Origin of the sequence: Micromonospora deserti (genome assembly GCF_003236335.1) — a bacterium.
In the GTDB taxonomy this organism is placed as follows: Bacteria; Actinomycetota; Actinomycetes; order Mycobacteriales; family Micromonosporaceae; genus Micromonospora; species Micromonospora deserti.
The window spans coordinates 1-18,490 of sequence record NZ_POUB01000114.1; the positions used below are offsets into that span (position 1 = coordinate 1).

Sequence of the window (18,490 nt, forward strand, 5' to 3'; positions counted from 1 at the left end):
GATGGTGGCCGGTGCGGCCCACCGCCGCCCCCACCGGCGAGCCGGCCGCACCGGCCACCATCCCCGCCATCCCGCGGCTGCCCCGCGCGTGACGACGAGCGACAACAGGAGTGAGAGAGCAATGAGCGACACGATCGCCACGCTGCCGGTGGTCGTCGAGAACGACGGCCGCCCGCTGACCGAGCTGATCGACGCGCGCCGCGCGGAGCTGCGCGCGACCCTCACCGAGCACGGCGGGCTGCTGTTCCGCGGCTTCGACGTGGGCGGGGTGGACGGCTTCGACCGGGCGGTGCGGGCGCTGTCCGGCGAGCCGCTGGTCTACACCGAACGGTCCTCGCCCCGGCACGCCATCGCCGGCCGGGTCTACACCTCGACCGACTACCCGCCGGACGAGGAGATCTTCCTGCACAACGAGAACTCGTACCAGGCGCGCTGGCCGCTGACGCTGTTCTTCTACTGCATCACCCCACCGCAGACGCAGGGCGCGACGCCGCTGGCGGACGTGCGCCGGGTGTACGACGAGATCGACCCGGCGGTCCGCGAGGAGTTCATCCGCCGCCGCTGGATGCTGGTGCGTAACTTCCACGGCGACTTCGGCACCCCGTGGCAGCACGTGTTCAACACCGACGACCGCGCGGAGGTCGAGACGTACGCGGCCGCGAACGGGATCGAGCTGGAGTGGCTCGGCTCCGACGGGCTGCGTACCCGGGCGGTGCGGGACGTGGTGCACCACCGGCCCGGCTCGGACACCCCCCGCTGGTTCAACCACGCCACGTTCTTCCACGTGAGCACCCTGCCGAAGGACTACCAGGAGGGCCTGCTGGCGATGTTCGGCGCCGAGGGGCTGCCGTCGAACACCTACTACGGCGACGGCGGTGAGATCCCCGGCGACGTGATGGACCACCTGCGGGCCGCGTACCGGGCGGCCAGCGTCCGCTTCGACTACCAGCGCGACGACGTGCTGGTGGTGGACAACATGACCGCCGCGCACGGGCGGGAGCCGTTCACCGGCCCCCGAAAGATCGCCGTCGCGATGGCCGAACCGCACACCCCCGAGAGCAACGGAGCGAAGTGATGGCCGAACCCCGATTCCTGGTCGTGCGCAACGACGAGGAGCAGTACTCGATCTGGTCGGCCGACCGTGAGCTCCCCGCGGGCTGGCACGAGGTCGGCTTCGCCGGCACCCGGGAGGAGTGCCTGGCGCACGTCGACGCCGTCTGGACCGACATGCGGCCGCGTTCGGTACGGGAGGCCAGCCGGTGAGCGCGCGGAGTGCGGCGGGGCGGAACTCCACGGCCGCGAACGGGAGGTGGTTCCGATGAGCCCGCAGGAGTGGACCTTCCCGGCCTCCTTCGCGCAGGAGCGGGTGTGGATGGCCAACCAGCTCGACGTGGGCTCGCCGGTCTACAACGTCTCGGCGCCGTGGCGGTTCCCCACCGGGATTACCCCCGAGCAGGCCACCGACGTGGTCAACCAGGTCGTCGCCCGGCACGAGCCGCTCCGTACCCACCTGCGGATGGCCGACGGCGCGCTGGTGCAGGTGGTCCACGCCGCCGAGCGGGTCGAGCTGCCCGTCGACGACCTGCGCGGGTTGGCCGGGCCGGAGCGGGCGGGGCGGCTGCTGGCCATCCGCACCGAGTTGGCCCGCACGCCGATCCCGCTGGACGCCCCGCCGCTGTGGCGAGCCCGGCTGGTCCGGCTCGCCGACGACGAGCTCGCCCTGGCGTTCGTGGTGCACCACGCGGTCTTCGACAGCCACTCGGCGGTGCTGTTCACCGCCGAGCTGGTCGCGTTCAGCCGGGCCGCGCTGGCCGGCGCCCGCGCCGACGTGCCCGAGCTGCCCATCCAGTACGCGGACTTCGCCGTCTGGCAGCGTGGCCAGCTCACCGGCGACGAGCTGGACCGGCAGCTGGGCTTCTGGCGGGAGCACCTGGCCGGCGCGCCGCCGGTGACCAACCTGCCGTTGGACCGGCCCCGCCCGGCCCAGCTCGGCTTCGCCGGCGACGAGGTGCACTTCGACCTGCCCGACGGGCTGATCGACCGGATCGGCCGGCTCGCCGCCGGCTCGGCCGCCACCCCGTACATGGTGCTGCTCGCCGCGTTCGGCGCGCTGCTGTCCCGGATCTCCGGCGACGAGGACGTGGTGGTGGGCGTCTCCACCGCCGGCCGGGACAGCCCCGAGCTGACGTCGCTGATCGGCATGTTCGTCAACCCCGTCGCGCTGCACTGCGACCTCGGCGGTGACCCCACCTTCACCGAGCTGCTCGGCCGGGTGCGGGGCGGGCTGGTGGACGCGATGGAGCACGGGCAGACCCCGTTCCAGAAGATCGTCGAGACGCTCGCGCCGCAGCGGGACCCGTCGGTCCAGCCGGTCTTCCAGACCGCGCTGAACTTCATCCCGGATTCCGGTCTCGACCCGGTCGCCCTGGGCACCACCAAGGACGACCTGGCCTTCGACATCACCACCGGCACCAGCCGGCTGGTCTACCGGACGGAGCTGTTCGACCGGGCCACCGCGGAGGCGGTCGTCGCCCGGTACGTCCGGCTGCTCGCTGCCGCGGTCGCCGACCCGGGGCAGCGGGTCTCCGCGCTGCCGCTGCTCGACGACGCCGAGCGGGAGCTCGTCCTGGCCACCTGGAACGACACCGCCCGCCCGGTGCCGGCGGCCACCCTGGTCGAGGAGTTCGAACGGCAGGCCGCCGCCACACCGGGCGCGGTGGCCCTGGTCCGGGACGGCGTCGCGCTCACGTACGCCGAGCTGAACGCCGCCGCCAACCGGCTGGCCCGGGAACTGGTGGCGCGCGGAGCCGGCCCGGAGTCCCGGGTGGCCCTCGCGCTGCCCCGCTCCGCCGAGCTGGTGGTGGCGATCCTCGCCGTGCTCAAGTCCGGCGCCGGGTACGTGCCGGTGGACACCGGCTACCCCGCCGGGCGGATCGCCTACCTGCTGGCGGACGCCGAGCCGGCGCTGGTGCTGGCCACCCCGGCCACCGCCGCGCTGGTGCCGGCCGGCGCGCTGGTACTCGACGGGGAAATCGGCGCGGACCGCGCCGGGACCGACCTGACCAACGCCGACCGGGTCGCCCCGCTGCGCCCCGACCATCCCGCCTACGTGCTCTACACCTCTGGTTCCACCGGCCGGCCCAAGGGCGTGGTGGTGGAGCACCGGGCGGTCACCGCCTATCTGGCCTGGGCCCGGGACACCTACCCGGGCCTGGCCGGGAGCGCCCTGCTGCACTCGCCGGTCTCGTTCGACCTGACCGTCACCGGTCTGCTCGGCCCGCTCACCGCCGGCGGGACGGTGCGGCTCGCGGCCATCGACGAGGCTGCCGCCCGCGCCGGCGGCCAACCGGCCTTCCTCAAGGTCACCCCCAGTCACCTGCCGCTGCTGGACGCCCAGCTGTCGCCCACCACCGACCTGGTGATCGGCGGCGAGGCGCTCACCGGGGAGCAGCTCGCCGCCTGGCGGGCCGCCCACCCCGGCGTCGCGGTGATCAACGAGTATGGCCCGACCGAGGCGACCGTCGGCTGCGTGGCGGCCCGGGTCGCGCCGGGGGAGGAGCTGCCGGCCGGCCCGGTGTCGATCGGCCGGCCCACCTGGAACACGCGGGTGTACCTGCTCGACGCCGCGCTCAACCCGGTGCCGCCGGGCGTGGTCGGCGAGCTGTACGTCGCCGGCGACCAGCTGGCCCGTGGCTACCTGCGCCGGGCCGCGCTCACCGCCGAGCGCTTCCTGCCCTGCCCGTACGGGCCGCCGGGGCAGCGGATGTACCGCACCGGCGACCTGGCCCGGTGGCGGGCCGACGGGACGCTGGACTACCTCGGCCGCCGCGACAACCAGGTCAAGATCAGGGGCATGCGGATCGAGCTGGGCGAGATCGAGTCGGCGCTGCTGGCCCGCCCCGACGTGCGCGAGGCGGCGGTCGTGGTGCGCACCGACTCCGGCGAACCGGCCCTGGTCGGATACCTGGTCGGCGCGGCCGACGAGGCCGCGCTCGCCGCCGACCTGGCCCGCGAGCTGCCGGGGCATCTGGTGCCGTCGGCGTTCGTCCGGCTCGACGCGCTGCCGCTGACGCCGAACGGCAAGCTGGACCGGGCGGCGCTGCCCGCCCCGGCCGCCGGCGCGGTCGACGACGCGTTCGTCGCCCCGCGCACCGACGCCGAGGCGCTGGTCGCCGAGGTGTATGCCGAGATCCTCCAGGTGGACAAGGTCGGCGCGCTGGACGACTTCTTCGCCCTCGGCGGCAACTCGCTGCGCGGTATGCGGGCGATGGCCCGGATCCGCGCGGAGGTGGACGTGGACCTGCCGATGCGGGCGCTGTTCAGCACCCCGGTGGTGGCCGACCTGGCCGCCCAGATCGAGCAGCGGATCGCCGCCGAGCTCGACGAGCTCTCCGAAACCGAGGTCGCCGCGCTGCTGGCGGCGGAGAAGGACACCCCCTCATGACCGATGTGAAGGATCCGGCCCGGGACGCGGCCCGCCAGGCGCTGATCGCCAAGCGCCTGCGCAAGCGGCAAGCCGCCCCGCCCGCGGCTCGGATCACCCCGCGCCCGCCGGACGCCGAGGTGCCGCTGTCGTACGCCCAGGAGCGGGTCTGGTTCATGGACCAGCTCGCTCCGGGCGAGGCGGCGTACCACATCGCGGTGCCGCTGCGGGTGCGTGGGCCGCTGGACGTCGCGGCGCTGCGCCGCGCGCTGGCCGACCTGACGCTGCGGCACGAGTCGCTGCGCACCCGGTTTCCCGCCGACGCCGACGGCCGGCCGACGGTGGTGATCGACGATGCCGTCGAGGTGCCGTTGACCATCGTGGACGCGCCCGACGCCGCCGCCGCGCAGGCGCTGGTGGACGCGGCGGCGGCCGAGCCGTTCGACCTGGCGAACGGGCCGTTGCTGCGGGCGCTGCTGATCCGGCTGGCCGACGACGAGCACGTGCTGTTCCTCGGCAAGCACCACATCGTCGGCGACGGCTGGTCCGTCGACGTGCTGCTGCGTGACCTGATCACTCTCTACCAGGGCGGGGAGCTGCCCGCCCTGCCGGTCCAGTACGGCGACTTCGCCCACTGGGAGGCCCAGGAACTGGCCGGGCCGGACGCGCAGCGGCACCTCGGCTACTGGAAGCAGCGGCTGGCCGGGATCACCCCGCTGGAACTGCCGCTGGACCTGCCCCGCCCGGCCACCCAGACCTACGCCGGCGACTTCGTGGAGTTCCGGCTGGACCAGGCCGCCGCCGACGGGCTGAACGAGCTCACCCGCTCCTACGGCGGCACGCTGTTCATGACGCTGCTCGCGGCGTACCAGGTGCTGCTGTCCCGGCATGCCGGGCAGGACGACTTCGCCGTGGGGGCGTCGGTGGCCGGCCGTTCCGCGCCGGAGCTGGAGGACATGGTCGGCATGTTCATCAACATGCTGCCGCTGCGGGCCGAGCTGGACGGCGACCCGACCTTCACCGAGCTGCTCGAGCGCACCCGGCGCAGCGTGCTGGACGGGCTGGAGCACGCCGAGGTGCCGTTCGCCAAGGTGGTGCACGAGCTGGGGCTGCCCCGCGACGTCAGCCGCTCGCCGGTGTTCCAGGCGATGTTCGTGTTGCAGAACTACGAGATCGGCCGGTTCAACGAGGTCTCGGACGCCGCCGAGGTCACCTTCGACTGGACGCCGATGGAGCTGCGGGCCACCCGGTTCGACTTCGAGCTGCACGCGGTGGAGGTCGCCGACGGGCTGTGGGGGAAGCTGGTCTTCAACACCGACCTGTTCACCCGCGACACGGTGGAGCGGATGGCGCAGCGGCTCACCACGCTGCTGCGGGCGGTGGTGGCCACACCGGACACCCCGGTCTCCGCGCTGGATCTGCTCCCGCCGGCCGAGCGGGACCTGCTCGCCGGGTGGAACGACACCGGCGCCGAGTTCCCGACCGCACAGACCCTGCACGGGCCGATCGAGGAGCGGGCCGCGGCCAGCCCCGACGCGGTGGCCGTCACCTTCGAGGGCCGTTCGGTGACGTACGCCGAGCTGAACGCCGCCGCCAACCGGATCGCGCACCGGCTGCGCGCCGCCGGAGTGGGTCCGGAAACCCTGGTCGGGGTTTGTGCGGAGCGGTCGGTGGAGCTGGTCGCCGGGCTGCTCGGTGTGCTCAAGGCCGGCGGTGCATACCTGCCGTTGGACCCGGAGTACCCGGCCGACCGGCTGGCGTTCATGGTCACCGACGCGGACGCCCCGGTGGTGCTGGTGCAGCAGCACCTGCGCGACGTGCTGCCGGCCACTGGCGCCACCCTCCTCGCCCTGGACGACGCGGCCGTCTGGGCCGACCAACCGGTCACCGACCCGGCCCCGGCGGCGGGCCCGCAGCACCTGGCGTACGTCATCTACACCTCCGGCTCCACCGGCCGGCCCAAGGGCGTGCCGAACACCCACCGGGGCATCGTCAACCGGCTCGACTGGATGCAGAAGACCTACCGGCTCGGCGCCGACGACGCCGTGCTGCAGAAGACCCCGGCCAGCTTCGACGTGTCGGTGTGGGAGTTCTTCTGGCCGCTGCGCGAGGGCGCCCGGCTGGTGGTGGCGAAGCCCGGCGGGCACAAGGACGCCGGCTACCTGCGCGACCTGATGGTCGCCGAGCGGGTCACCACCGCCCACTTCGTCCCGTCGATGCTGACCGTCTTCCTGGCCGAGGACGGCGTGGCGGCGGCGACGGCGCTGCGCCGGGTGATCTGCTCGGGCGAGGAGCTGCCGCTGGCCTCGGCGGTCGAGTTCACCACCCGACTGCCGTGGTGCGGCCTGCACAACCTGTACGGCCCGACCGAGGCGGCCATCGACGTCAGCTCCTGGCACTGCGACCCAGCGCTGCTGGCCGGGTTGACCAGCGTGCCGATCGGCGCGCCGATCGCCAACCTGCGGCTGCACGTGCTCGACGCCGCCGGCACCGAGTGCCCGGTCGGGGTCGCCGGCGAGCTGCACATCGGCGGGGTCGGGCTGGCCCGCGGCTACCACCGCCGTCCGGCGCTGACCGCCGAACGGTTTGTTCCCGACCCGTTCTCCGGGGAGCCGGGCGCCCGGCTCTACCGCACCGGCGACCTGGCCCGTTGGCGGGCCGCGCCAGCCCCGGCCGGTGCCGCCGACGGCACCGGGGACAGCGCGGCCGGCGGCGCCGTGGCCACCGCACCCGGCGGGGTCATCGAGTTCCTCGGCCGCATCGACCACCAGGTCAAGTTGCGCGGACTGCGGATCGAGCTGGGCGAGATCGAGAGCGCGCTGCGCGAGCAGCCGGGGGTGACCGAGGCGGCGGTGATCGTCCGCGAGGACACCCCAGGTGACAAGCGGCTGACCGCGTACCTGGTGGGCGGGGCCGAGCACGCCGCGCTGAAGGCGGCGCTGAAGGAGACGCTGCCCGAGTACATGGTGCCGAACGCGTTCGTCACCCTCGACGCGCTGCCGCTGAGCCCGAACGGCAAGCTCGACCGCAAGGCGCTGCCCGCGCCGGTGGTCACCCGGGAGGCGTCCGTCGCGTTGGTCGAGCCGCGCGACGACACCGAGCGGCTGCTGGCCGGGATCTGGTCGGAGGTGCTCGGCGTGGACACCCTCGGCATCGACGACGACTTCTTCGACCTCGGCGGGCACTCGATGCTCGCCACGCAGGTGGTCGCGAAGATCCGCAAGGCGGAGCACGGCGGCCGGCCGGTCGGCGTGATGGACCTGTTCCAGCAGCGGACCATCCGGGAGCTGGCCGCGTTCATGTCCGGCACCGGCGAGCCGGAGGGCCCGCGCCGGCTGCTCTACGAGCTGACCAAACCGGTCCCGGCGGCGCAGCGGGTGCTCACGTACGTCTGCGTGCCCTACGGCGGCGGCAGCGCCATCGTCTACCAGCCGCTCGCGGACGCGCTGCCCGCCGGGCACGCGCTCTGGTCCCTCGCGATCCCCGGGCACGACGTCGGGCTCACCGAGGATGCGCTGCCGTTCGACGAGCTCACCAGCCGGGTCGCCGACGAGATCCTGGAACGCATCTCCGGGCCGATCGCCCTCTACGGGCACTGCGGCGTGGGCAGCGCGATCGTCGCCGAGGTGGCCCGCAAGGTGGAGGCGGCCGGTCGGGACCTGGCCGCGCTCTACATCGGCGCGATGTTCCCGTTCGCCCGCCCCAAGGGGGCGTTCGCCGCCCTGCGTAACCGGCTCGAACAGCTGCGCAGCAACCGGCACTACGCCAGCTGGCTCAAGTCGATGGGCGTGGACACCGACGAGCTGGACCCGGAGCAGGCCGACCGGATCATCAGCAACATGCGGGCCGACTCCCGGGCCTCCGAGGAGTACTTCACCGGCCTGCTCGACCGGCGCGCCGTGAAGCTCCGCGCGCCGATCATCTCGGTGGTCGGCTCGGAGGACCCGGTCACCGACTACCACACCGAGCGGTACGCCGAGTGGCAGTTCCTCAGCGACACCCTCGGTCTGGTGGTGCTCGACCAGGCCGGGCACTTCTTCCTCAAGTACCGCGCCGACGAGCTGGCCGAGATCGTCACCCGGGTGCACCCGGCGGTCGCGGCCGGGGACGTCACGGCCCTGACCGCGTCGGCGCGCGGCGAGGACGCCGGCTGGGTGGTCGCCGACCACCAGCGGGTCGGCGACCACGAACAACCCGCCAAGACGGTGGTCAAGCCCAGCATGGCCCGGTTCGTGGCGGTCACCGTGGGGCAGTTGGTCTCCACCACCGGCTCCGCGTTGACCGCGTTCGCCCTGCCGATCTGGCTGTTCACCCAGACCGGCTCGGTGGCGAACCTCGGGCTGCTCTGGGCTCTCGCCCTGATCTGCGGCGTGCTCATGCTGCCGGTCGCCGGGGCGATCACCGACCGGATCAGCCGCCGGAAGATCATGATGATCGCCAGCTGCACGGCCGGCTCGATCCAGCTGCTCCTCGCCGCGCTGCTGTGGACCGACAACCTGGCGCTCTGGCACATCTACGGCCTCGTCGCGCTGAGCCAGGTCGCCGGTTCCTTCCAGCGCATCGCCTTCCAGTCCGCCGTGCCCCAGCTGGTGCCGAAGCGGTACCTCGGCCACGCGATGGGCATCACCCAGCTCAGCAACGGCTTCGCCATGCTGCTGATGCCGGTGTTCGCCGCCGGCCTGCTCGCCGCCATCGAACTCAAGGGCATCCTGCTGCTCGACGTGGCGAGCTACGTGGTGGCGGTGCTGACCCTGGCCGTGGTCCGCTTCCCCGACCTGCTCGGCTGGCGGCCCCGGGAACGGCTGCTGGTGGCCATCGCCAACGGGCTGCGCTACTCCTGGCAGCACAAGGGGTTCCGGCTGATGCTCGGCTACTTCGCGGTGGGCAACATCTTCCTGGCTCCCGCGCTGGTGCTCGTCACGCCGCTGGTGCTCTCCTTCGGCACCGCCACGCAGGTGGCGCAGGTGGCGCTCGCCGAGGCGTGCGGCGCGGTGGCCGGCGGCGTGCTCATGTCGATCTGGGGCGGCCCCCGGCACCGGCGGATGATCGGGGTGCTGGTCGGCAACCTCGGCACCGCGGTCGGCTGCGTGCTGATCGGCCTGGACGCCTCGGTGGCGATGATCTGCGTGGGTGCGTTCTGGCTGGCCATGGCGATGACCACGGCGCAGTCCATCTACGCCACCATCGTCCAGGTCAAGGTGCCGCAGCGCTTCCACGGCCGGGTGTTCAGCCTGAACCAGACCATCTCCTGGTCGACCCTGCCGATCGGCTTCGCGCTGCTCGCCCCGGGCGCGACCGCCCTGTTCGAGCCGATGCTCGCCCCGGGCGGTGCGCTGGCCGGCTCGGTGGGCGCGGTGATCGGCACCGGCGAGGGCCGCGGCATCGGCTTCGCGTACGTCTGCTTCGGTGCGGCGCTGGTGCTGATCACCCTCGGCGGCTTCGCGATCCGGCTGCTGCGCCGGTTCGACGTCGAGGTGCCGGACTCGCTGCCCGACGACCTGATCGGCGCCCAGGAGCGGGAGCGTCGCCTCGCCGCCCGGGCCGCCGAGCGGGCGGAGGAGAAGGTGCCGGTGGGGGTGTGAGCGTGTCCGGGGGCCCGTCCGTCGGGCCCCCGGCCGCTTCCCGTCGGGCTGGCGGATACGGCCCGGCTATCCGCCGTCGGGCCGATCGACGGCGTCGGACTCGGGCAGCTCCTCGGGGTCGGCGACCCAGGCCGAGAAGACCGGCACCCCGTGCCAGGGCGCGCCGGGCCGGCGGTCGGTGGCGAGCGCCACCACGGCGTACGGATGGCCGAACCGCAGCTCGGCGATCCGGGCCACTCCCTCCGGCGGCAGGCTGACCAGGTCGAAGTGCCCGGTCACCGCCGCGGCCTCGAAGCCGTAGCGGCCGTAGCGCGCCATCGCGGCCTGCCGGGCCTCGAACAGCCCGCTCCTGGTCAACGCCCTGTTCACCGCAGCGAAGCCGAGCCGCGGATCGCTCAGGTCGTGCTCGCTGCGGGCGGACCAGCACGGCAGCAGCGCCGTGTGCCGTTCCTCCCGGCCATCAGGGGCGCGGGTACGGATTCGCTCCTCCCGTACCGTCCACAGCGCCGTCTCGCCGAGCGGCAGGTCGAACAGGGACCGTCGGCCGGCCGGCTCGCTCCCGTCGGCCGCGCCGGCGCTCACCTCGTACCCAGCGGCGAGCACGTCGGCCGGCGGCACGTCCGGCGCGGCGGCGACCGAGACGACCACCAGACCCGCCTCCCCTACATTCGTGGCCGCCGCGCGCGCCGGCGCCGCGTGCACGATCACGTCGCCGGCCCGTTCCGTGGCGGCGATGGCGCAGCGGTGGCCGCGCCGAGGGCTGCGCAACACCCTGGTCAGCCGGTCGCCCCAGCCAGCAGCCGAATCGAGGGCGGCGGCCGGTGCCACCTCGAAGGGCTGCTCCCAGGAGATCCGGGTGGCCAGGGCGCTGGCCAGGGCCAGCAGCACCTCCGGGCCGACCTTGAGCGGGAACCGGTCGATCAGGCCGAGGGTGTGCTCCCGAGCCCACGCGTCGAGCCCCTCCTGGTCCGGTAGCGGTCCCCGCTCAGTGGACCGGGGCAGCGTGGTCCGCCAGCCGTCCAGCTGCGGGGTGTCGAAGTCCGGCCGGTGCCAGACCGCGGTGGCCGAGGGCACCAGCGGGTGCGGCTCCGCGAGCAGGGCGCTGGCGGCGTCCGCAGCGGCGAGACCCTCGGTGCCGAGCACCTCCTCCAGCGCCGCGCGGGTCGGGCCGGTGGCCGCCGGTGCGGCGAGCGCCAGCAGCAGCCAGGCACCAAGCGGGGAGGCCACGTGGTGCCGGTCGCCGGCGTGGGCGTGCAGGCGTTCGGCGTACCGGGCCAGGGGGGTGCGGATGTCCGTCGTCACCGCTCCACTGTGCCCGCTGGTCCGGCGCGCGTCACCACCATCGACCGGTCGTTGTCGGGGTGTTCCGTCGATCCGCGTGGGTCACGACCACAGCTCGAACGGCTCGTCGATCCGGTCGCCGGCCAGGAACGCGGTCAGCAGCCCGGGCAACTGACCGGGGTAGAACCGTTCGCGGCTGGCCACCACCTCGGCAACCGGCCACCACCGGAACCCGAAGTAGTCCTCCCGCTCGTAGTCGAGCCGGTGCGCCTCGTCCACGTCCGGCCCGGGCCCGGCCAGCCGCACCAGGACGACCACCTCGTCCTGGAGGTGGCGCCGCTGCCGGTGGATGAAGCTGGCCCGCCGCCGCCAGGTCGGCGGGCCGATCTGCGCGGCCGTCGCCACCATGCCGGTCTCCTCACGCAGCTCCCGCACCGCCGTGTCGAGGTACGTCTCGCCGGGGTCCATGCCCCCGCCGGGCAGCTCCCACCAGGTGCCCAGCCGGGGGTGGTCCGGGTCGCGGGTCTGGAACAGCAGCACCCGATCGTCGCTGTCGAGCACCACCAGCCGCACCGCGCTGCGCTCGAAGACCGGCAGATCCCGGGGCAGTTCGACCATGGCATCTCTCCCTGCTGCGCGTGGCGGCGATCCGGCTTTCGCGGTATGGCCGAAGTCTGCCCTGCTCCGGGAACAGGAGGCGGGCCGGGCGGCAGATTCTGATCATGGTGGAAACCTGCGCCGACATCCCGGACCGGGGAGAGTTCTACTCGTACGACGAATACCTTCCCGCCGCATCGACGTGCCGACCTTTTGCCGGGCCGGCGTCATCCTGGCGATGCGTGACGACGCGGGGATCGGCATGTCCGCGGCGTCGCTGTATCCGGACAGGGGGTTTGCATTCAACGAGATGACCGGAGTGCTTGCGCCCTACCGCGGGCAGGGTCTGTCCCTGGTGCTGAAGCTGCTCGCGATCCGCTTCGTCCGAGCATCGGGTTACCGACGACTCGTGACGTACCACCACCCCCGAAACACGTCCGCGATCGCGATGAACCGGCGCGCGGCCGGAGCGGCGCTGGTGCCACACCCCGGTCGCCCCGTCGGTCGGGAAGTCGGTGTCGCCGGCCGCCGCCCACGCCGGGGCGCCCTCGACAGTGACCTGTTTCAGGCCCAGCGATTCGAACAGCTCGGCCGCCCACCGCCGGGGCGCCGACAGCCACTGCGCGAAGTGTTCCGGGGTGGCCGGCGGCAGCGCGTCCGGCTCCGGCGAGCGGACGTGCAGGAAATGTACGTCCAGCCCGTCGATCTCGGTGAGGAACTGTGGGGTGCGGCAGCCTGGCTCCACCGCGTTGCGTCCGGCCCCGTCCGACGCCTACTCGGCGGGGGGATAGGCTGCCGGCCGTGGCAGGTCTGTTGAGGAACGTGGCGGCGCGTATCAGCCGGGTCGGCGGGGTCGTCGTCCCGCGTCCCCGGCAGTCCGGGCCGACGCCGGCGCAGGTCGCCCGGCGGCGCCAGGTCGCCGCGCTGCAACGCCGTGAGCTGGCGTACGCTCCGGAGTTGGACGGGCGCGCCGACCCGGGTGAGATCGTCTGGACCTGGGTGCCGTACGAGGACGACCCGCGGCAGGGCAAGGACCGTCCGGTGCTGGTGGTGGGCCGGCACAGCCGGACGCTGTTCGGGCTGATGCTCTCCAGCCAGAGCGAGCGGGACGGGCAGCGGCACTGGCTTGCCTTGGGGCCGGGCACCTGGGACCGGGACAACCGGCCGAGCTGGGTGCGGCTGGACCGGGTGCTGACCATGCGGGAGGACAGCATCCGTCGCGAGGGCGCGGTGCTGGACCGGGCCCGTTTCGACCGGGTGGGGCGGGCTCTGCGCGCCGGCTACGGCTGGCGCTGACCGGGCGGTCGGGTCGACCGCGATCCCGGCGCATCCGGCGGCAGACTCGTCGGGTGGGTCGACCGGTACTGCCGGCTCGTTACCTCATCGTGGACACCTACCCGAGGAGAGCCGCGATGAGTGAGCCCACCGACCTGCTGGTCGACCTTCCGTCCGACCGCGAGATAGCCCTCACCCGTGTCTTCGACGCCCCGCGGGACGTGGTCTTCGCCGCCCACACGCAGCCGGAGCACCTCCGGCGGTGGTGGGGGCGGGGCAACCCGCTCGACGTCGAGATCGACTTCCGGGTGGGCGGTCGCTACCGCTTCGTCGAGCACGCCAAGGACGGCAACGAATACGCGTTCCGCGGCGAGTTCCGGGAGATCGTCGTGCCGGAGCGGATCGTGCAGACCTTCGAGTTCGAGGGCATGCCGGGGCAGGTGGCCGAGGAGACCCTGCTCTTCGTTGAGCGTGACGGCCGCGCCGTGGTGACCGGCACGACCCGGCTGGACAGCACCGAGGAGCGCGACGGGATGCTCAGCTCCGGCATGGCACAGGGGGCGGCCGAGTCCTACGCGGCCCTGGAGCGGTACCTGCGTACTCTCGTCTGACCGCGGGCCCGGCCCGCTCGCCGGTGCCGGCCCGTGTCCCGTGGTGCCGCGCCGGTGATGTCAGCGCTCGGCGCTGTCGACGAGTTGCCGCGCGGGGTGCGCCGCCCCGATGCTCTTAGCCCGGTACATCGCGGCGTCGGCACGGTCGAGCGCCTCGGTGAGCTGGGTCGGGCCGGTGACCGGGGCCAACCCGACCGAGGCGGTCACCCGGACGCTGAGCCTGCCCAGCGGGATCGGCGCGGCGACCATGTCACACAACCGCCGGGAGGCCCACTCGATCCATCGCCGGTCGATCGAAGGGCTGGCCAGCAGCCCGGCGAACTCGTCGCCGCCGAGTCGGGCGACCAGGTTGTCGCCAGCGAAGGCGGCGAGTCGCTGGGCGACGTTGATCAGCACCTGGTCGCCGGCGGCGTGCCCGTACCGGTCGTTGATCTGCTTGAAGTCGTCGAGATCGACCACCACGGCGATCAGCGGTCGACCGGCGTCGGTGAGCAGCGTCGCGGCCAGCCGGTAGAAGGCGCGGCGGTTGGGTAGGCCGGTGAGCGGGTCGTGGCTGGCGGCGTGCCGCTCGGCGGCGAGTTCGGCCTGGAGCAGACCGATCTCGGCCTCGGCGCGGAGCGCGCGTCGCCGGAGCTGCCAGGAGGAGACGAGGGCACCGGCGGCACAGATGCCGGACGCGATGGTCATCGGATCCGGCACGGGCCCTCCCATCACCATGCTGTCGCCGGCCGCGGCCGGCTGCGGCCCGCGCCCCGTGCCGGACCGTGTCGTCCCTGGTGGCAACCCAGGATCTGTTGACTCAGAGTGAACGGACGGGTACCGCGCACGTGCGTTATCATGCTCGCTGTCCGATGCAGATGCAATAGCAGATGCACGTGCAGCTAGCCCCTTCGTTCGATGCCGTGCCCCTTCGCAGCACCCGCTCCGCACGGCATCGGCGGGCGCCCGAAGAGAAAGACGCTCATGCAGCAGCCCCGGAACGGCGTTCCCACCAACCAGTTGCCCCCGCTGAAGTGGCAGAAGAGCGGCCGGAGCAATCCCAGCGGCAACTGCGTTGAGCTGGCCGAACTGCCTGGTGGTGCGGGCATCGCGGTGCGTAACTCCCGCCATCCCGACGGGCCCGCCCTGATCTACACGGTGGACGAGATCGCGGCGTTCGTCCTCGGAGCGAGGGACGGCGACTTCGACCATCTGCTCCGCTGACCCGCCGTCTCGTACGCGGGGCATGCCGATCCGCCGCGGAACGGTTTCCCCTCACTGTCCGCTCATGGCATGCTTACACGTCGGCCGTGCCGGGGTGTCCGGCCGCGCCGCCTGTCCCGCGGAGGTCGGCAGTGACGATGGTTCCCGCCGAGGGTGGCCCGGCGACCGGGCCCACCATCCTGCGCATGCTGCTCGGCACTCAGCTGCGCCGGCTGCGTGAGTCCAGCGGAGTGACCCGGGAGGGCGCCGGCTGGGAGATCCGGGCCTCCGAGTCGAAGATCAGCCGGATGGAGCTGGGTCGGGTCGGGTTCAAGGAACGCGACGTCGCCGACCTGCTCACCCTCTACGGGGTCACCGCGGCCGAGGAGCGTGAGGCGCTGCTCAAGCTCGCCCGGGACGCCAACAGCCCGGGCTGGTGGCACCGGTACGGCGACGTCCTGCCGAGTTGGTTCCAGTCCTACCTGGGGCTGGAGGCGGCCGCCGCGCTCATCCGGACCTACGAGGTCCAGTTCGTGCCGGGCCTGTTGCAGACCCGGGAGTACGCCCGGGCGGTGGTGCTGCTCGGTCACGGCCGGGCCGCGCCGGCCGAGATCGAGCGCCGGGTCGCCCTGCGGCTGCAACGCCAGCAGTTGTTGCGCCGGGAGAACCCTCCGCAGCTGTGGGCCGTGCTGGACGAGGCGACGCTGCGCCGGCCGATCGGCGGTCCGGAGGTGATGCGGGGCCAGGTGACCGCGCTCATCGAGGCGACCAAGTCGCCGAACATCCGGCTGCAGATCATGCCGTTCGCCGCCGGCGGGCACGCCGCCGCGGGCGGCGCCTTCACCATCCTGCGCTTCTCCGACGAGGGCCTGCCGGACGTCGTCTACATCGAACAGCTCACCAGTGCGCTCTACCTCGACAAACGCGACGACCTCGACCACTACGCGGCGGCGATGGAACGGCTCTGCGTCGAGGCCGAGCCGCCGGAGCGTACGTCGGAGATCCTCGGCTGGATCCTGGACGACGCGTACCGGCGCTGACCGCCGCCCGACCGGCGGTGGCCCCGGCCGGCCGGACCGATCGTCCACATCGGTGTTGACCGACGCCGATCGGCGCGACTAGTCTCTGAATCGATCCAGACTGAATCGATTTAGAGAGGTGTCCGGTGAAGCCGACTTTGCAGGCCGTCGCCGACGCGGTCGGCGTTTCCCGCAGCACCGTCTCCAACGCCTACGCCCGCCCCGACCAGCTCTCCGCCGCGCTGCGCGAGCGCATCCTGGAAACCGCGCGGCAGATCGGCTACCCCGGTCCGGACCCCACCGCGCGGTCGCTGCGCCGGGGCTTCGTCGGCGCGGTCGGGGTGCTGTTCACCTCACAGCTGTCGTACGCCTTCACCGACCCCTTCGCGGTCCGCTTCCTCGCCGGCGTCGCCACGGCGGCGGAGCGGCACCGCACCAGCCTGCTGCTGGTGCCGCTGCCCGACGACGTCGCCGGTGCCCGGCGGGCAGTGGAGAACGCCGCCGTCGACGGCTTCTGCGTGTACTGCGCCGGCCACGAGAGCTGGGCGCTGGACGCCATCTGCGGTCGGGGCCTGCCCTTCGTCACCACCGCGCCCTCGGCGGACGCCGGCCCCAACGACCGGTACGCCGGCATCGACGAGCGCGCCGCCGCCCACGCGGCCGCCGCGCACGTGGCCGGCCTCGGCCACCGGCGGGTCGCCCTGCTCGGCGACACCGTCCTGCCGGACACGCCCGCGGGCCGGCTGCGGCTCACCGCCGTGGCCGACGTGCCCCACCCGACCACCCGCGGCCGGCTCGCCGGGTTCGCCGACGCCTTCGCCGAGGTCGGCGTCGCCTGGCCCGAGCTGACCGTGCTCAACGCGTCGGCCAACAACCGGGCGGCCGGCGCGGCGGCGGTCCGCGCCGCGCTCGCCGGACCCACCCCACCCACGGCGGTCCTGGCCTGCTCCGACGTGCTCGCCCTGGGCGTGCTCGACGCGCTGGCCGAGGCCGGCGGCCCACCGGTCTCGGTCACCGGCTTCGACGACATCGCCGAGGCCGCGGCGGCCGGCCTGACCACCGTGCGACAGCCCGCCGAGGACAAAGGCCGCATCGCCGCCCAACTGCTGCTCGACCCGCCCGCCGACCCGGCGGCCGGACACGTCCTGCTGCCCACCGAACTCGTCGTCCGGGCGTCCACCGGACCCGTACCGAGGAGCTGACCATGGAACAGCCCACCGGCTACATCGTCGCCATCGACGCGGTGACCCGGCACGTCACCTCCGCCCGGCCGGACGCGCCGGTCCGTCCCGAACGTCCCCGCGCCGCCCGACTCGCCCCCACCCGCCGGGTCACGGCCGCCGCGCTGCGCCGGCTCGCCGACCGGATTCAGCCCGCGCCGCTGCCGAACTCCCCGCGCTGCTCCTAGGCCTTTGGTGGTGGTGGTGCCGGTCACCCGCGGCACCGGGTGCGGAGGCACGATCCGGGGCGGCGGTGCCGCAACCGGGCACCGCGGGTGGTGCCCGTCGGCGCGGGCCAGGCAGACTGCACGGCTATGTCGCCGTTCTCGCCCAGCCTCCGGTTGCACGACCGGTACGTCCTGCGTGAGCGCATCGGCCTCGGCGGGATGTCGGAGGTGTGGCGCGCCGACGACGAGGTTCTGCACCGGCCCGTCGCGGTGAAGGCTCTCGCCGGGGAACTCGCCGCCGACCCGCAACTGCGGGCCACCATCCAGCGCGAGGCCCGCGCCGCGGCCCGGCTCACCCACCCGCACGTGACCCAGGTGTACGACTACGGCGAGGCGAGGCTCACCGGCGGCGTGGTCGTGCCGTACCTGGTGATGGAGCTGGTGGCGGGGCACAACCTCGCCGACCGGCTCACCGCCGGCCCGCTAGCCTGGCCGGAGGCCGTGCGGACGGCGGGTCAGGTCGCCGCCGCGCTCGCCGCCGCCCACCGCATCGGCGTGGTGCACCGCGACATCAAGCCCGGCAACGTCATGCTCACCGAGACCGGCGCCAAGGTGCTGGACTTCGGCATCGCCGCGCTCGCCGGGCCGCGCCACCCGCTGGCCCACCAGACCGGCGAGCTGCTGATGGGTACGCCCGCGTACTTCGCGCCCGAGCGGATGCGGGCCGGCCCGCCGAACCCGGCCAGCGACGTGTACGCCCTCGGCGCGCTGCTCCACCGCACGCTCACCGGCCAGACCCCGCTGCCCGTGCGGACCTGGGAGGACGCGTGGCAGGTGCACGCCCGGCACATGCCGGTGCCGCCGCTGCGCGTCCCCGGGCTCCCCACCGACGTCGCCGAACTCGTCCTGGCCTGCCTGGATGCCGACCCGGCCCGCCGGCCGACCGCGGCGCACCTGGCCACCCGGTTCGGCGCCAACCCGCCGGCCGACCCGCCCACCGAGCTCCTGCCGACCGTCGCCGGGCCGGCGGGGCCCACCCCGCCGGCGGCGCACCCACCGACGCTGATCGACCGCTCGCCGCCGCCGGCCGGTCACGGCGCGCGCGGCTCGGTGGTGGCGGCGCGTTCCAGCCC

At 73.7% G+C, this 18,490-nt stretch carries 14 protein-coding genes and 2 pseudogenes; 12 read left to right on the forward strand and 4 right to left on the reverse strand.

Annotation, left to right across the window (positions count from 1 at the left end; translation table 11 throughout):
• The first annotated feature begins 121 nt into the window (after positions 1–121).
• The 4 genes from C1I99_RS17180 to C1I99_RS17195 are packed head-to-tail and all read left to right on the forward strand — an operon-like array spanning position 122 to position 10,005.
• Positions 122–1,075: a TauD/TfdA family dioxygenase gene (locus tag C1I99_RS17180; RefSeq protein WP_111135235.1), complete on the forward strand. Its 954-nt coding sequence runs from the start codon at positions 122–124 to the stop codon at positions 1,073–1,075.
• Entirely contained in the window at positions 1,075–1,263 is a 189-nt protein-coding gene (locus tag C1I99_RS17185) for an MbtH family protein (protein ID WP_111135236.1), read from the forward strand. Before C1I99_RS17180 ends, C1I99_RS17185 begins: the two co-directional genes overlap by 1 nt.
• 55 nt (positions 1,264–1,318) lie before the next feature.
• Complete coding sequence (locus C1I99_RS17190; protein WP_111135237.1) at positions 1,319–4,444, forward strand: non-ribosomal peptide synthetase; 3,126 nt, start codon at positions 1,319–1,321, stop codon at positions 4,442–4,444.
• Positions 4,441–10,005, forward strand: a complete 5,565-nt coding sequence (locus C1I99_RS17195) for a non-ribosomal peptide synthetase/MFS transporter (protein WP_111135238.1) — start codon at positions 4,441–4,443, stop codon at positions 10,003–10,005. The genes C1I99_RS17190 and C1I99_RS17195 overlap by 4 nt, the downstream gene beginning before the upstream one ends.
• Before the next feature lie 66 nt (positions 10,006–10,071).
• Here the strand turns inward: C1I99_RS17195 and C1I99_RS17200 are convergent, their stop codons facing one another.
• Both C1I99_RS17200 and C1I99_RS17205 read right to left on the reverse strand, forming a co-directional pair.
• Entirely contained in the window at positions 10,072–11,307 is a 1,236-nt protein-coding gene (locus C1I99_RS17200) for a hypothetical protein (protein WP_111135239.1), read from the reverse strand.
• Positions 11,308–11,388: 81 nt separating this feature from the next.
• On the reverse strand, positions 11,389–11,904 hold the full coding sequence (locus tag C1I99_RS17205) for an NUDIX hydrolase (RefSeq protein WP_111135240.1): 516 nt from the start codon (positions 11,902–11,904) through the stop codon (positions 11,389–11,391).
• 241 nt (positions 11,905–12,145) lie between these two features.
• Here C1I99_RS17205 and C1I99_RS35015 point away from each other — a divergent pair.
• Positions 12,146–12,283: pseudogene (locus tag C1I99_RS35015) on the forward strand (hypothetical protein); the annotation flags it as partial.
• Between the two features lie 246 nt (positions 12,284–12,529).
• Here C1I99_RS35015 and C1I99_RS32805 read toward each other — a convergent pair.
• Positions 12,530–12,610 (reverse strand): annotated as a pseudogene (locus C1I99_RS32805) (epoxide hydrolase N-terminal domain-containing protein); the annotation flags it as partial.
• Between the two features lie 74 nt (positions 12,611–12,684).
• On the opposite strand from C1I99_RS32805, the gene C1I99_RS17215 reads away from it, so the two are divergent.
• Positions 12,685–13,179, forward strand: a complete 495-nt coding sequence (locus C1I99_RS17215) for a type II toxin-antitoxin system PemK/MazF family toxin (protein ID WP_111135242.1) — start codon at positions 12,685–12,687, stop codon at positions 13,177–13,179.
• Positions 13,180–13,295: 116 nt separating this feature from the next.
• Positions 13,296–13,769, forward strand: coding sequence for an SRPBCC family protein (locus C1I99_RS17220; protein ID WP_111135243.1), 474 nt, complete (start codon positions 13,296–13,298; stop codon positions 13,767–13,769).
• A 60-nt stretch (positions 13,770–13,829) separates the two neighbouring features.
• Here C1I99_RS17220 and C1I99_RS17225 read toward each other — a convergent pair whose 3' ends face one another.
• Positions 13,830–14,468, reverse strand: coding sequence for a GGDEF domain-containing protein (locus tag C1I99_RS17225; RefSeq protein ID WP_111135244.1), 639 nt, complete (start codon positions 14,466–14,468; stop codon positions 13,830–13,832).
• 264 nt (positions 14,469–14,732) lie between these two features.
• Here C1I99_RS17225 and C1I99_RS17230 point away from each other — a divergent pair, with 264 nt between their 5' ends.
• The 5 genes from C1I99_RS17230 to C1I99_RS17250 all read left to right on the forward strand — a co-directional run.
• Positions 14,733–14,972 carry a DUF397 domain-containing protein gene (locus C1I99_RS17230; RefSeq protein ID WP_111135245.1) on the forward strand — a complete coding sequence of 80 codons (240 nt, stop codon included), beginning with the start codon at positions 14,733–14,735 and terminating at the stop codon, positions 14,970–14,972.
• Between the two features lie 131 nt (positions 14,973–15,103).
• Entirely contained in the window at positions 15,104–15,991 is an 888-nt protein-coding gene (locus C1I99_RS17235) for a Sco1979 family transcriptional regulator (RefSeq protein ID WP_111135246.1), read from the forward strand.
• 125 nt (positions 15,992–16,116) lie between these two features.
• On the forward strand, positions 16,117–17,172 hold the full coding sequence (locus tag C1I99_RS17240) for a LacI family DNA-binding transcriptional regulator (protein ID WP_111135247.1): 1,056 nt from the start codon (positions 16,117–16,119) through the stop codon (positions 17,170–17,172).
• A 2-nt stretch (positions 17,173–17,174) separates the two neighbouring features.
• Positions 17,175–17,378 (forward strand): hypothetical protein, encoded by a 204-nt coding sequence (locus C1I99_RS17245; protein ID WP_199562194.1) that lies wholly within the window; start codon positions 17,175–17,177, stop codon positions 17,376–17,378.
• Between the two features lie 126 nt (positions 17,379–17,504).
• On the forward strand, positions 17,505–18,490 hold a 986-nt coding region (locus C1I99_RS17250), incomplete at its 3' end, for a serine/threonine-protein kinase (RefSeq protein WP_146603975.1).

Coding starts and splice junctions, on each gene's coding strand:
- C1I99_RS17180 (WP_111135235.1), top strand. CDS start 122: ATGAGCGACACGATCGCCACGCTGCCGGTGGTCGTCGAGAACGACGGC.
- C1I99_RS17185 (WP_111135236.1), top strand. CDS start 1,075: ATGGCCGAACCCCGATTCCTGGTCGTGCGCAACGACGAGGAGCAGTAC.
- C1I99_RS17190 (WP_111135237.1), top strand. CDS start 1,319: ATGAGCCCGCAGGAGTGGACCTTCCCGGCCTCCTTCGCGCAGGAGCGG.
- C1I99_RS17195 (WP_111135238.1), top strand. CDS start 4,441: ATGACCGATGTGAAGGATCCGGCCCGGGACGCGGCCCGCCAGGCGCTG.
- C1I99_RS17205 (WP_111135240.1), bottom strand. CDS start 11,904: ATGGTCGAACTGCCCCGGGATCTGCCGGTCTTCGAGCGCAGCGCGGTG.
- C1I99_RS17220 (WP_111135243.1), top strand. CDS start 13,296: ATGAGTGAGCCCACCGACCTGCTGGTCGACCTTCCGTCCGACCGCGAG.
- C1I99_RS17230 (WP_111135245.1), top strand. CDS start 14,733: ATGCAGCAGCCCCGGAACGGCGTTCCCACCAACCAGTTGCCCCCGCTG.
- C1I99_RS17245 (WP_199562194.1), top strand. CDS start 17,175: ATGGAACAGCCCACCGGCTACATCGTCGCCATCGACGCGGTGACCCGG.